The sequence below is a fragment of the Streptomyces eurythermus genome (assembly GCF_014649115.1).
GTDB lineage: Bacteria > Actinomycetota > Actinomycetes > Streptomycetales > Streptomycetaceae > Streptomyces > Streptomyces eurythermus.
Genome location: NZ_BMSK01000011.1, coordinates 321366 through 334950 on the forward strand (window position 1 = coordinate 321366; position 13585 = coordinate 334950).

6 protein-coding genes are annotated in these 13585 nt (G+C 75.3%); all 6 read right to left on the reverse strand.

The genetic code is table 11. From position 1 onward, the window contains the following. Positions 1–489, reverse strand: a 489-nt coding sequence (locus IE251_RS22640) for an alcohol dehydrogenase catalytic domain-containing protein (protein ID WP_373302039.1), incomplete at its 3' end; no start/stop codon positions are given. Positions 490–563: 74 nt separating this feature from the next. After that, complete coding sequence (locus tag IE251_RS22645) at positions 564–1286, reverse strand: class I SAM-dependent DNA methyltransferase (RefSeq protein WP_189754826.1); 723 nt, start codon at positions 1284–1286, stop codon at positions 564–566. A gap of 18 nt (positions 1287–1304) precedes the next feature. Beyond that, entirely contained in the window at positions 1305–2579 is a 1275-nt protein-coding gene (locus IE251_RS22650; protein ID WP_189754827.1) for an activator-dependent family glycosyltransferase, read from the reverse strand. A 15-nt stretch (positions 2580–2594) separates the two neighbouring features. Beyond that, the gene (locus IE251_RS22655; protein WP_189754828.1) at positions 2595–3938 is read right to left on the reverse strand and encodes a cytochrome P450 family protein; all 1344 of its coding nucleotides are present in this window, start codon (positions 3936–3938) and stop codon (positions 2595–2597) included. Continuing rightward, a complete protein-coding gene (locus IE251_RS22660; RefSeq protein ID WP_200692216.1) occupies positions 3935–9961 on the reverse strand; it encodes a type I polyketide synthase in 6027 nt (2008 codons plus the stop codon). The genes IE251_RS22655 and IE251_RS22660 overlap by 4 nt, the downstream gene beginning before the upstream one ends. Before the next feature lie 101 nt (positions 9962–10062). Then, a complete protein-coding gene (locus IE251_RS22665; protein WP_308436575.1) occupies positions 10063–13569 on the reverse strand; it encodes an SDR family NAD(P)-dependent oxidoreductase in 3507 nt (1168 codons plus the stop codon). Positions 13570–13585 lie beyond the last annotated feature (16 nt).

Here is a 13585-nt window from a genome sequence, read left to right on the forward strand (position 1 = left end):
ATGGCCGTCGGGCGACTCCAGCTCCACGCTCAGGCAGTGCGCGACGACCTCGTCACCGGGCTGCCAGGCGTTCACGCCGGGGCCGGTGCGCAGCACCACACCCGCGAGGTCGGAACCGATGATGTGGTACGGCAGGTCATGGCGCTTGGTCAACGGTGACAACCGCCCGTACCGCTCCAGGAACCTGAACGTCGACACCGGCTCGAAGATCGAGGACCACACCGTGTTGTAGTTCACGGAGCTGGCCATCACGGCCACCAGCGCCTCGCCGGGGCCGAGTTCCGGTATGGGCACCTCCTGGACGTGCAGCGACTTGCGCGGGTCCTTGTCGGCGCTCGCCATCCCGGCGAACATCTCGGTCTCGTCCTTGCGGAGGGTCACCGCCCGGAAGTACTCGGGCAGTTCGAGGGCCGCGAAGTCCGCGGGGACGGCCGACGCCGAGCCCTCCGGCCCGGTGAGCGACCGGATCGCCTCGACGATGTGCCGCATCCCTTGTCCTCCGCCCGGTGCGTTGCCGTGTGCCGTGTCCTGTGCCATGCCGTGCCCCATCCTTGGTCGCCTCCTCAGGCCTGGACGCCGACGAAGAGTCCGCGGTCGGTGGCGGCGTGCGGGAGGTACTCGACGGACATCCCCGCCGCGGTGAAGGCCGCCTCGTACTGCGCACGCCCGAAAAGCGTGATCCGATGGGTCTCCTTCAAGTGCCGCACCCCCTCCCCCGGCACGCCGACGAGGTAGTCCACATCGATCCGGGTCGCGCCGTCCTCGAGCGCGGAGTGGGAGAAGCGCGCGATGGTGCGGCCCTCGGCCTCGACGAGGCTCGCGCCGACGTACCCCGGTGTGAACGTCTCCGGGAACCACCAGGGATCGACGATCACGACCCCGCCGGACGGCAGGTGCGCGGCGAACCGGCCGATCGCCGCGTCCAGTTCCCGCTGGTCGCGCATGTGCCCGATGGAACTGAACATGCAGATCACGGCGTCGAAGCGGCGGCCGAGGGCGAAGTCCCGCATGTCCCCCCGGTGGATGCCGGCCTCCGGGTTGCGCCGCTGCGCGATGGCCAGCATGTCGGGGGACATCTCCACCCCGGCCACCTCCTCGAAGAGGTCGCCGAGGTGCCGCAGGTGCATCCCCGTTCCGCAGGCCACGTCGAGGAGGGAGCGGGCCCCGGGGCGGCGCTGGGTGACAAGCGCGGCCAGCTCCTCGGCCTCCGCCCGGTAGTCCTTGCCCTTTCCCTGGTGGACCAGGTCGTACAACCGGGCGATGTCGCCGCTGTATTCGAGGTTCATGGGGGCTCCTTGGCGGGATCAGGCGCGGCGGTGCGCGGCGGTGAGGCGTTCGAGGCGGGGGACGAGCGCGGCCGGGGTGGGGGCGGCGAGCATCTCGTCGGCGAGGCGACGCGCCGCCACGGCCATCTCGCGGCTCTCCAGCACCCGCACGACGGCGCCGCGCAGGGTGTCCACGCCCAGTTCCCCGGGGTCCAGGGCGATCCCGGCGCCCGCCTCGGCGAGTTGGTGCGCCTTCAGCGGCGCGTCCCAGAGGGAGGCCACGACGATCTGCGGGACGCCGTGCACGGTGGCCGTGAAACAGGTTCCCGCGCCTCCGTGGTGGACGATCGCGGCGCAGCTCGGCAGCAGGGCGTCCAGCGGCACGAAGTCGACGACGCGCACATTGCCGGGCAGACCGGCGGCGTCCGGGAGCTGCCCCGCGTCGAGGGTGGCGACGATCTCGGCGTCCACGTCGGCCAGTCCGGCCAGCAGTTCGTGGAACGGGACGCCGTCCGTGCCGTAGGTCTCCCGGGTGGAGACGCCGAGGGTGACGCAGACCCGGGGCCGGGCAGGCGGCTCGGAGAGCCAGGCGGGGACGACCGAGGCGCCGTTGTACGGCACGAAGCGCATGGGCACGACCTCGCCGTCGACCGGCAGCCGCAGGCTCCCGGCGCTGGGGTCGATCGTCCACTGCCCGGCGAACAGTTCCTCGATCGTGTCCGCGTCGGCGGCGAGGCCGTGGCGCTCCAGCGTCCACGTGAGCCATTCGCCGACCGGGTCCTCGCGCTGTTCGACGGGGCGCTCGGCGAGCAGCCGGGTGAACTGCCGCCGTGCGTTGAGGACCACGTCGGGACCCCACAGCAGCCGGGCGTGGGCGGCGCCGCAGGCGTGCGCGGCGACGGGTCCCGCGTAGGTGAAGGGCTCCCACAGGACGAGGTCCGGTTTCCAGGAACGGGCCAGCGCCACCATGTCGTCGATGGTGCTGTCGCCGTTCAGCGGCGAGAAGCACATGGCCGACATGATCGTCTGCTGTCCGAGGGCGTGTTCCCAGGACAGCGGCTCGTCGCGGGTGTCCACGAAGTCCATGCCCTGCTGGTAGAGGACGAGGTCGTCGCCGATCTCGGTGATCAGCTCGACGATGGCCGTGTCGTCGCCCACGGGGACGGCGGTCAGCCCGGAGCCGGTGATGGTGCCGGTCAGCGAGGGCTGGCTGGCGACCCGTACGTCGTGCCCGGCGGCGCGCAGCGCCCAGCCGAGGGGGACCAGGTTGTAGTAGTGCGTGTTGTGCGCGAACGACGTCAGCAGGATACGCATCGGGGCACTCCCTCCTCAGTTCCGCGGTGCGGTGGCGGGCAGGTCACGGGCCGTCCGGGCGACGGCGACGGGGAGGCGGGCGTGTCCGTGCAGCACCGGTGAGCGGCGGCGCCGCACGGCCGGCCCGGCGGCGCGCAGACCGGGGAGCCGTGCGGCCAGCGCACCGAGCGCGGCTTCGGCGACCGTTCCGACCAGGGGCCCGCCGAGGCGGAAGTGCAGGTCGCCGGGGAGCCCGAACGGCCCGGGCGCGGCCACGGGCCGTGTGAGGTCGAAGGGGGCTGAGGGGACGGAGGGGGCGGAGGTACGGGGCCGGCCGCCGGCGTGCGGGACGGTGGTGGAGGCGTCGCTTCCCGCGGATACGGGCGCGCGGTTGACGGCGGCGACGAGGATCACGACGCTCCCCCCGGCGGGGAGGCGCTGCCCGGCGATGTCCGTGTCCTCGCGGGCGACCCGCCGCTCCAGGCGGACGGGCGGGGCGACACGCAGCGTTTCGGTCACCGCGGCGGCCGCGAGGCGCGGGTCGCGTACGAGCTCCGCCCACTGCGCGGGACGCGCCAGCAGCTCCTGTACGGCGTTGCCGACGAGGGTGGCTGCGGGCTCGGCGGCCGCGACGGCCAGGGTGCGGGCGGCGGCGACGGCGTCGGGGGCCCGGCCGGCCGGAGTCCCGCGCAGGGCGGAGGCCAGCACGGCGGTCAGCGCGGCTTCCGCGCGCACCCCCGCCACGGCGTCCGGGAGGAGTTGCGGGCACAGGGCGCCGTCCAGGGTGCGGCGGCAGCCGGCCAGCGCGTCCTCGAAGGCGGTCGCCGCCTCCTCCGGCACGCCGAGCTGTTCGCGGAGGACCAGCGCGGGGAGCCTGCGGGCGTACGCGTCGACGAGGTCGACGGTGCCGTCGGCGGCCAGGGCGGCCTCCGCCCCGTCGAGGAGTGTGTGGGCCCGCCGTTCGGCGGACTCGCGCAGCGCCCGCTCGTGCGGCGCCGGCAGCAGCGGCCCGCCCCAGGCGGTGAGGGCCCCGAACCGTGCGCATGTGGCGCGGTCCGCGTCGAGCGCGGTGCCGGACAGCGGCAGTTCCCGCGCGCCGGGGCGCCGCCCGTCGGCCGTGAGCCCGTCGAAGGCGGGTGAGGTGATCACTTCGTCGGCGACGGCCCTGCTCGCCGTGACCCAGGTGTCGAGCAGGTCGCTGCGGAAGAGCGGCCCGTGGGCCCGGATCCGCTCCTCGTACGGGGCCGGGTCGGTGGCCTCGGCGCGCAGGACGAGCGCGTACGGGTCGTCCTGGGTTCCCGCGAACCACTGGGCTGCGCGGGTCAGTTGCAGGCGGCGCCCGGCGGCGGCCGGGTCCTCGGTGGCGGGTGCGGGGCTCACTGGTCCCTCTCGTCGTGGGTGGTTCCGGTCGCCGGGCGGCCGTCCGGGCCGGTCGGGCGCAGGCCGTCGAGCCAGTCGAGGACGGCCCGTGCGGTGGCGGGCGCGTGCTCGCCCATCAGCGTGAAGTGCGTTCCGGGCAGCGCCGCGGTGGTGTGGGCGTACTCCCAGCGCGACTGCCAGCCGTCCGGCGCCCCGGTCCACTCTCCGAGGGGCTCGGCGGCCCGGAGGTGGAGGACGGGTGCGCGGGTGGGCCGCGGCTGCCAGTCGAGCAGTATCCGGTGGTAGGCCCCCATGGCGGTCAGGCGGGTGTCGTCCAGGGGGACGGCGGAGCGTTCGGCCACCCATTCGAGCATCTCGTGGCGCCACACGCCCATCGCGCCGGGGTCGCTGGGCGTGTAGATGTCGATGAGGACCAGGGCGGCGGGCCCGCCGCCGTGCTCTTCGAGCCGGCGGGTGAGGGCGTGGGCCAGGTTGGCCCCCGCGGAGTGCCCCAGCAGTACGAAGGGCCGCCCGGCGGTGTGGCGGGCGAGGGCGGCGGCCTGCGCGCCGAGGAGCGCGTCGAGTGAGGCGGGCAGCTTCTCGCCCTGCTCGAAGCCGGGTTGGGGGAGCGCGGTGACGTCGCACCGGCCGTCGAGGGCCCGGGCGAGGGAGAGGAACTCGTGCGGGCCCGACGCGACGGACGTGCCGGCACAGCCGATGACGAGCGGCCGGGGCCGCTGGTCCTGGCGGGGCCTGGGCTGCTGGTCCTGGCGGGGCCGCTGGTCCTGGCGGGGCCGCTGGTCTTTCTCGGTCCGCTGCCGGCCGGCCGGCTTCCGCCCGGTCGGTTGGTCCGGGCGAGCGTGCTGGGTCTGCCCCGTCTGCTCGGTCTGCCGGTCAGGCTCGTCGGGTTCGCCGGGCCGGTCGGGCCGATCGGGTTCGCCGGACCAGTCGGGTTCGCCGGGCCGACCGGGTTCGCCGGACCGGTCGGGTTCGCCGGGCCGGTCGGACCGGACCTGTGCGGCGGTGGCGGTGGGGGCGCCGCTCAGGACGACCGGTGTCAGGGGCTGTTCGTCGGGGCTCCGGAAAGCGGGGCGGAAGGCGGCGGCCGCGGCCAGGAGGTCGACGGCCGCGCCGACCCGGCGGCTGCGGACGGCCTCCTCGTACAGGGCGGTGAAGCTGCTCCGTACCGGTGGCCGCGCGGCGCCGGCGACGGTCCGGGCGGGGGCGCGGTCGGTGCCGCCGTCGTCCCGGTCCGCGGCGAGCAGGCCGGCCAGGTGGCCGGCGAGCGCACGGGGGGTGTCGTGGTCGAAGAGGACGGTGGCGGCGAGTTCGACGTCGAGCGCCGCGGCGAGCCGGCGACGCAGTTGGACGGTGGCCAGGGAATCGAAGCCGAGCTGGAGGAACCGCTCGTCGGCCGGGACGTCCTGCGGGTCCGGGTGCCCGAGGAGGTCGGCGGTCTCGTCGCGGACCAGCGCGAGCAGGGCGGCGGGCCGCTCGCGGGGGTCGAGCCGTTCGATGCGCGGGCGTGCGGGGCCGGGCCCTTCGGCCGGCCGGGCGGTGCGGGTGGGGGTTCCCGGTGCGGCCGTCCCCTCGGGAGCGTCCGCGTGGGCGGGGGCCGGGCGGGTGTCCGGCAGCTCGGAGAGCAGCGGGCTGGGCCGGAAGGCGGTGAAGCCGTCGGCGAACCGGGGCCAGTCCATGTCCGTGACGGTGAGGCAGGCGTCCTCGCCGCCGACGGAGCGGGCGAGCACGTCGAGCGCCGTCGCCGGGGCCATGGCCCGTACGCCGCGGCGGCGCAGGTACGCGGCACCGTCGCCGTCGCCCATGCCGCCGCCGGCCCACACGCCCCACGCGAGGGAGGTGGCGGGCAGTCCGTCGGCGCGGCGGCGCTGGGCGAGGGCGTCGAGTTCGGCGTTGGCGGCGGCGTACGCGCCCTGTCCGGCGCTGCCCCACACCCCGGCCCCGGAGGCGTACAGCACGAACGCGTCCAGGTCGTGGGAGCGCGTCAGTTCGTCGAGGTTCCGCGCGCCGGCGACCTTTCCGGAGCAGACCTCGGCGAAGAGCCCGGGGCCCGTCCCGGTCAGGGGGCTGACCTGCGGGACGCCGGCGGCGTGGAAGACCGCGGTGAGCGGGGTGTCCGCCGGTACGGCGGCCAGCACCCCGGCCAGCGCGTCGCGGTCGGCGACGTCGCACGCGGCGAACGTCACCTTGACGCCCCGTTCCAGCAGCTCGGCTTCGAGCGCGGCAGCCGCACGGCCGCGGCCGCCGCGCCGGCCCACGAGGAGCAGGTGTTCGGCGCCGTTGCGGGCCAGCCAGCGGGCGAGGTGCCCGCCGAGGGCCCCGGTGCCGCCGGTGACGAGGACCGTGCCGCGCGGCCGGTAGCGGGCGGCGCCGGGTGGCGGCGCGGCGCGGACCAGCCGGCGCCCGTGGCCGCCGGAGTCGCGGACCGCGATCTGGTCCTCGGGGCCGTCGAGCAGCCGGACCGCCTCGGCCCAGTGGCTGTCCCGCGCGGATCCCGGCAGGTCGATCAAGCCGCCCCAGCGGACCGGCATCTCGAGTGCGGCGGTGCGGCCGAGCCCCCACAACTGCGCCCCGGCGCCCGTGGGCCGTTCGTCGCGGTCCACGGCCACCGCGTCCTGGGTCACGCACCACAGGCGAGCGGGCACCGCCTCATCCTCCATCGCCTGGGCCAGGAACAGGGTCGCCAGCACTCCCGCGGCCACCGGGCCGTGCTGGGGGTGCTCCCGATCATCGGCGCCGAGCAGCGACAGCACGCCCGGGACGGGGGTGACTGTGTCACTCTCCATGTCACCTCGGGGCGGCGGAGCGGGCAGGGCCCGTACGAGAGCGGCGGCCAGCGAGGACCGGCCGGCCGCGGCCACGTCGACCGGGAGGGGTACGACGGCGTTGCCGGCGCCGGTCAGGGCCCGCTCGGCCGCGCGGGCGAGCTCGGCGCCCCGGCCCCGGTCGGGGTGGACCAGCAGCCAGGTGCGGCGGGGGCCGGCCGGGTGCGTCGCGGCCGTGGGCGGGATGCCGCGGGCGGGGGCCGTGGGCGCGGTGGGCCGGTGTCCGTCCCCGCCCGCTGCTGCCGCTGACAGGGGCCGCCAGGTGACGCGGTAGGTCCAGTCGGGCAGCGTGCGCCGGGCGGGGGCGGCGGGTTCGAGCCAGTACCGGCGGTGCTGGAAGGCGTACACCGGCAGGGGGACGCGCCGGGCACCGGAACCCGCGAACAGCGCGGTCCAGTCGACGTCGGCACCCGCGGTGTACGCGGTGGCGGCCGCCCGGAGCACGCCGGTGCTCGCCGAGGGCGGCGCGGACGCCGGAGTCCCGGCGCCCTGGGCGGGGCGGCGCAGTACGGGCACCAGCGTGACGTCGGGGTCGTCGGCGAGGCACTCCTCGGCCATCGCCGTCAGTGTGCCGCCCGGACCGAGCTCCATGAACGTGGTGACGCCCTGCGCGCGTGCCGTCCGTACGCCGTCGTGGAACCGGACGGTGCGCCGGACGTGTTCGACCCAGTGACCGGGACGGCGCAGTTCGTCGGACGCGACGGGCCGCCCGCCGGTCACATGGGTGACGACCGGGATGCGCGGGGCGTGGTAGCTCAGGCCCTCGGCGACGCGGCGGAAGTCGGCCAGCATGCCGTCCATGAGGGGCGAGTGGAAGGCGTGGCTCACGCGGAGCCGCTTGGTGGCGCGCCCCAGGGCGGCGAACCGGGCGGCCAGTTCCGTCACCGGCTCCTCCGCGCCCGAGATCACCACGGCCCCGGGCCCGTTGACCGCCGCGATGCCCACCGGTGCGGTGCTGCCGGCCAGCAGGTCGAGGACCTCCGCCTCCGAGGCCCGGACGGACACCATGGCCCCGCGTTCCGGCAGTTCCTCCATCAGCCGGCCCCGTGCGGCGACCAGGGCGCAGGCGTCGTCCAGGCCGAGGATCCCGGCGGCGTGCGCGGCGGCGATCTCGCCCACGGAATGCCCGAGCAGCCGGTCCGGGCGCATGCCCCAGCTCTCCAGCAGCCGGAACAGCGCCACCTCGACGGCGAAGAGCGCGGCCTGTGCGTACCGCGTACGGTCCAGCAGTTCCGCGTCCCGGCTGCCCGGCGCGGCGTCCAGCACGGCCGCCAGGGGCCGCTCCAGCCCGGGGTCGAGCCGCCGGGTGACCTCGTCCAGGGCGGTGGCGAACACCGGGAAGGCGGCGCGCAGGTCGCCTGCCATGCCGGGGCGCTGGCTGCCCTGTCCGGTGAACACGAACGCGAGCTTGCCGTCGCGCCGGCACACCCCGCTGACCACCTGCGGCGTGCGGCGGCCTTCCGCGACCGCGCGCAGGGCGTCCGTCAGGTCGGCGCGGTCGGAGCCGAGCAGGACCGCACGGTGCTCGAAGGCGCTGCGGGTGGCGGCCAGCGAGTAACCGACGTCGAGCGCGCCGCGGTCCGGCGCCTCGCGCAGGTGCCGGTGGAGCCGGCCGGCCTGGGCCCGCAGGGCGGCCTCCCCGCGGCCCGACACGACCCATGGCACGGGGGCCGGGGCGGAGACCGCCGGGGCCGGGGCCGGGGCGGAACCCGCTTTGGCCGGGGCGATGGCGGGGACCGGGGTGGAGGCGGTGGCGGTGGCGGGCACAGGGGCGGTGGCGGTGGCGGACTCCGCGGAGGGGGCTTCCTCCAGCACGACGTGGGCATTGGTGCCGCCGACGCCGAAGGCCGAGACCGCGGCGCGCCGGGGGTCTCCCTCCCGCCCCTCCCAGGGGACGGCCTCCGTCAGGAGCCGTACCGCGCCCGCCGACCAGTCGACGTGCGGTGTCGGGGTGTCGGCGTGGAGGGTGCGCGGAAGCACTCCGTGGCGCATGGCCTGCACCATTTTGATGACCCCGCCGACCCCCGCGGCCGCCTGCGCGTGGCCGATGTTGGACTTCAGCGACCCCAGCCACAGCGGCCGGCCGGGGCTGCGCCGCCGGCCGTACGTGCCGAGGAGCGCGCCCGCCTCGATGGGGTCGCCGAGCCGGGTGCCCGTGCCGTGCGCCTCCACCGCGTCCACCTGGTCGGGCGTCAGACGGGCGTCGGCCAGCGCCTGCCGGATGACCCGCCGCTGGGCGGGGCCGCTGGGTGCGGTCAGGCCGTTGCTGGCGCCGTCCTGGTTGACGGCCGAACCGCGCACGAGTGCCAGCACCCGGCGGCCGTCCCGCTGTGCGTCGCCGAGCCGCTGCAGCACCAGCACGCCGACGCCCTCCGCCCACCCGGTGCCGTCCGCGTCCGCCGAGAACGCCTTGCACCGCCCGTCCGCCGCCAGCCCCTTCTGCCGCGAGAACTCGATGAACGCGGCCGGGTCCGGCATGACGGCCACCCCCGCGCCCAGCGCCATGTCGCACTCGCCGCGGCGCAGCGCCGCGACCGCCACGTGCAGTGCGACGAGCGACGACGAGCAGGCCGTCTCGATGGTCATCGAGGGGCCTTCCAGCCCGAGGACGTACGACACGCGCCCGGACAGCACCGCGTCCGCGCTGCCCGTCAGCAGGTGCCCTTCCGATCCCTTGGGGACCCGGCCCGGGTCGGAGGCGTAGTCCGAGTGCGCCGCTCCGACGTACACCCCCGTGCGGCTGCCCCGCAGTGTCCGGGGATCGAGCTCGGTCCGTTCCAGGGCCTCCCAGCACACTTCGAGGAGCTGGCGCTGCTGCGGATCCATCACCACGGCCTCCCTCGGCGAGATGCCGAAGAACGGGGCGTCGAACTCCGCGGCACCGGTCAGGAAGCCGCCTTCGCGGCAGTACGTGGTCCCCTGCGCCTCCGGGTCGGGGTCGTACACACCGTCGACGTCCCAGCCGCGGTCGGCGGGGAACGGTCCGACCGCGTCCGTGCCCCCGGCGACCAGCTCCCACAGCGCTTCGGGCGAGTCGACGCCGCCGGGGTAGCGGCAGGCCATCCCGACGATGGCGACGGGCTCGTGGGCGGCTTCTTCGAGCTCGCGGTTGCGCCGCCGGAGCCTCTCGGCCTCCTTCACGGAGGTGCGCAGGGCCTCCACCAGCTTCTCGGTGGAGGTCTGGGAGGAGGACATGGGCATGAGGGGGTGTTCCTCTCGGGGCGGGGCGGGGCGGAGCGGTCTGTACGCACGGGGACGGACGGACGGGAGGTGGGGGGCTGCGGGGGAAGGGGGTGGCGCGGTCAGGAACCGGCCTCGCCCAGGGCGAGCGCGATCAGTGCGTCGTCGTCCAGCTCGTCGATGGAGTCGAGCGTGTCGGCGGGCCCGGCGGCGTCGGCGGGTGCCGAGGAGGGCCGCGCCGCCGCCTGGCCGGCCGGTGCGTGCGCCGCGGCGAGGGCGAGCAGACCGTCGAGCAACCCGGCTTCCCGCAGCGCGTTCACGGGCAGCGTCGCCAGTGCCGCCCTGATCCGCTGCTCCTCGCCCGGCGACGCCTCCGCCGGTACACGCGCCTCCAGCACCTCGGCCAGGTGGTCGCCGACCGCTTCCGCCGTCGGGTGGTCGAACACCAGGGTGGGTGGCAGCTTGGCACCCACCGCCCGGCCCAGCCGGGTGGCCGCCTCGACGGCCGTGAGCGAGCTGAAGCCCAGGTCCCTGAACGCCTGATCGGCCGGCACCTCCTCGGGCCCCGCGTGGCCCAGCACGGCGGCCACCTGCCGGCGCACCAGGTCGAGCAGCATCTCCCGCCGCTCGACCGGGCCGCACGCGGTGTACCGTGCGAGGAACCCCTGGTCGCCGGTGCTCTCCTCGCCGTCCCCGTACCGCTCCCCCGCCCCGCCCGTACCGGCGAGGTCACCGATCAGGGGACTCGGCCGGAACGCGGTGAACGACCGGGCGAACCGGGGCCAGTCGACATGCGCCACGGCCACGCAGGTGTCGCCGCGCTCCAGAGCCACGCCGAGGGACTCCAGGGCCGACTCCGGGGGCATGGCACGCAGGCCGCGCTCGCTGAGGAACTCCTCGCCGTCGCCCTCGCCCATGCCGCCGCCGGCCCACAGGCCCCAGGCGATCGCGGTGGCCGGCAGGCCGCCTGCGCGCCGCCGCTCCGCGAGGGCGTCGAGCGCCGCGTTCGCCGCGCCGTACGCCGTCTGCCCGCCGCTGCCCCAGACGCCGGCGCCCGACGTGTACAGGACGAAGGCGTCCAGGTCCCGCTCGCGGGTCAGCTCGTCCAGGTGACGGGCGCCGGTGACCTTGCCGCCGTACACGTCGGCCATGCCATCGGTACGCAGGTCCAGGAACGCACCGGAGTGGGGTACACCCGCGGTGTGGAACACGGCGGTGGGGGGATGTTCGTCCAGCAGCGCCGCGAGCGCCGCACAGTCGGAGACGTCACACGCCACCACCGTGACCCGGACTCCCCGCGCCTCCAGCTCGGCCGTCAACGCGGCCGCCCCCGGGGCGTCCTGACCGCGTCGGCTGGTGAGCACCAGGTGCTCGGCACCGTTCACCGCCAGCCAGCGGGCCACATGGCCACCGAGCGCACCCGTACCCCCCGTCACCAGCACCGTCCCCCGCGGCGTGTACGCCCGGCCCTCACCGGCCGCTCCCCCGGCGGGTGCCAGTCTGCGCCCGTAGGCGCCGGAGGCTCGTACGGCCACCTGGTCCTCGGCACCGGCCGCTGCCAGCACCCAGGCCAGCCGGCGCAGGCACCGGGCGTCCGGCGCGTCGGGGAGGTCCACCAGACCTCCCCACACGGTGGGCAGTTCCAGGGCGATGCCACGCCCGACGCCCCAGACCTGAGCACCGGCCGTGGAAGGTTCTTCTCCCGCCGCTACGGCCACGGCCCGGCGCGTGACGGTCCACAACCGCGCGCCCGTACCGATGTCGGACACCGCTTGCGCGAGGAGCACCGTACCGACGGTGGCGCGGTCGAGCGAAGGGTGGGCGGGGTGCGGCCGCTCGTCCGCCGGGAGGAGGGAGAGGATCCCGTCCCAGGTGCCGGAAATCCGCGCGGCGAGCCCGTCGCGCCCCAGCGCCACCGGATCGGCCACCAACCGCCGCACGGTGGCGCCGTGCCGGCCGAGTACATCGGCGATGTCATCCGCCGGGCCGGGGTCCGTGCCCTCCGGCAGCACCAGCAGCCAGCGCCCGGACAGCCGGGCCGTCTCCTCCGTCGGCAGCCCCTTCCAGACCACCTTGTGACGCCAGGCTTCTATCCCTGCGGTCTCGGCCCCGCGCATGCGGTCACGGCTATGGGGGGCGGTGTCGAGCCAGTAGTGCCGGCGTTGGAAGGGGTAGGTGGGCAGGTCGACCCGGCGGGCGGTCAGACCGTGCGCGGCATACGCGGCCTTCCAGTCGACCGCCACACCGTGGACGAACGCTTCCGCCATCGAGGTCCACAACCGGCGCAGACCACCCTCACCCTTGCGCAACGTCCCGGTGACGACGACCTCCCGGTCCGTGCTCGCCTGGTCGGCGAGCTCCTGGATGCCGATGGTGAGTACTGGATGGGCACTGGCTTCGATGAACGCACCGAACCCGTCGGCCAGCAGCAGATCGACCGTCTCCGCGAACTGGACGCGTCGGCGCAGGTTGCGATACCAGTAGCCTGCGTCCGTGCGCACCGGCCGGCCCGGCTCCACGGTGGAGTAGAACGGGATGTGCGGATCCCTCGCCACCACCGGCGCCAGCAGGCTGGCGAGTTTTGCCTCGATCGCCTCCACCTGCGCGGAATGCGAAGCGTAGTCCACCGGGATCCGCCGAGCCCGGACGCCGTCCCGCTCACAGGCTTCCAGGAACTCGCCCACCGCGTCGGCATCTCCCGACACCACCGTGATCGCAGGCCCGTTCACGGCAGCGATACCCAGACGGTCCGACCAACCGGACAGCCGCTCCTCAACCACACTGGCGGGCAGGGCCACCGACGCCATCCCACCCGCGCCCGCCAGGACACGGCCGATCACCTGCGAACGCAACGCCACCACCCGCGCCCCGTCCTGAAGGCTCAGGGCACCGGATACGACGGCAGCGGCGATCTCTCCTTGGGAATGACCCACCACCGCATCCGGCTTCACCCCGCAAGCCGCCCAGACTTCGGCCAGCGACACCATCACCGCCCACGTCACCGGCTGCACCACATCCACCCGCTCAAGCCCCTCACCCGAGCGCACCACCTCCAACAGATCCCACCCCACGAACGGGCTCAGTGCGGCAGCGCACTCGCCCATACGGGCCGCGAACACCGGTGACATGTCGAGTAGTTCGGCACCCATACCGGCCCACTGCGTCCCCTGACCCGGAAACACCAACACCGACCGGCCCACCGAACCAGCAACACCCGACACCACCGGGGTCTTCAAACCCTTCAGCAGTTCCTCACGCCCGGACGCGACCACCACCGCACGATGACCGAACACCGAACGCTGCGCAGCGGACCATCCGACCTCGCCCACACCCAGCCCGCCATCGGACTCCACCCACGCGGCCAGACGCCCCAAGCCCGCGTCCAAAGCCTTCGCCGAGGCACCGGACACCACCACCGGAACAGGGTGTTTGACCGGCCCAGGCACCACCTCAGCCTCCCCCGGTTCCTCCGGTGCCTGCTCCAGTACGACGTGGGCGTTCGTTCCGCTCACCCCGAACGCCGACACCGCCGCCCTACGCACACGCTCCACCACCGGCCACGCACGCGCCCGCGTCAACACCTCCACCCCACCCGAAGACCAGTCCACATGCGACGACGGCACACCCACATGCAACGACCTCGGC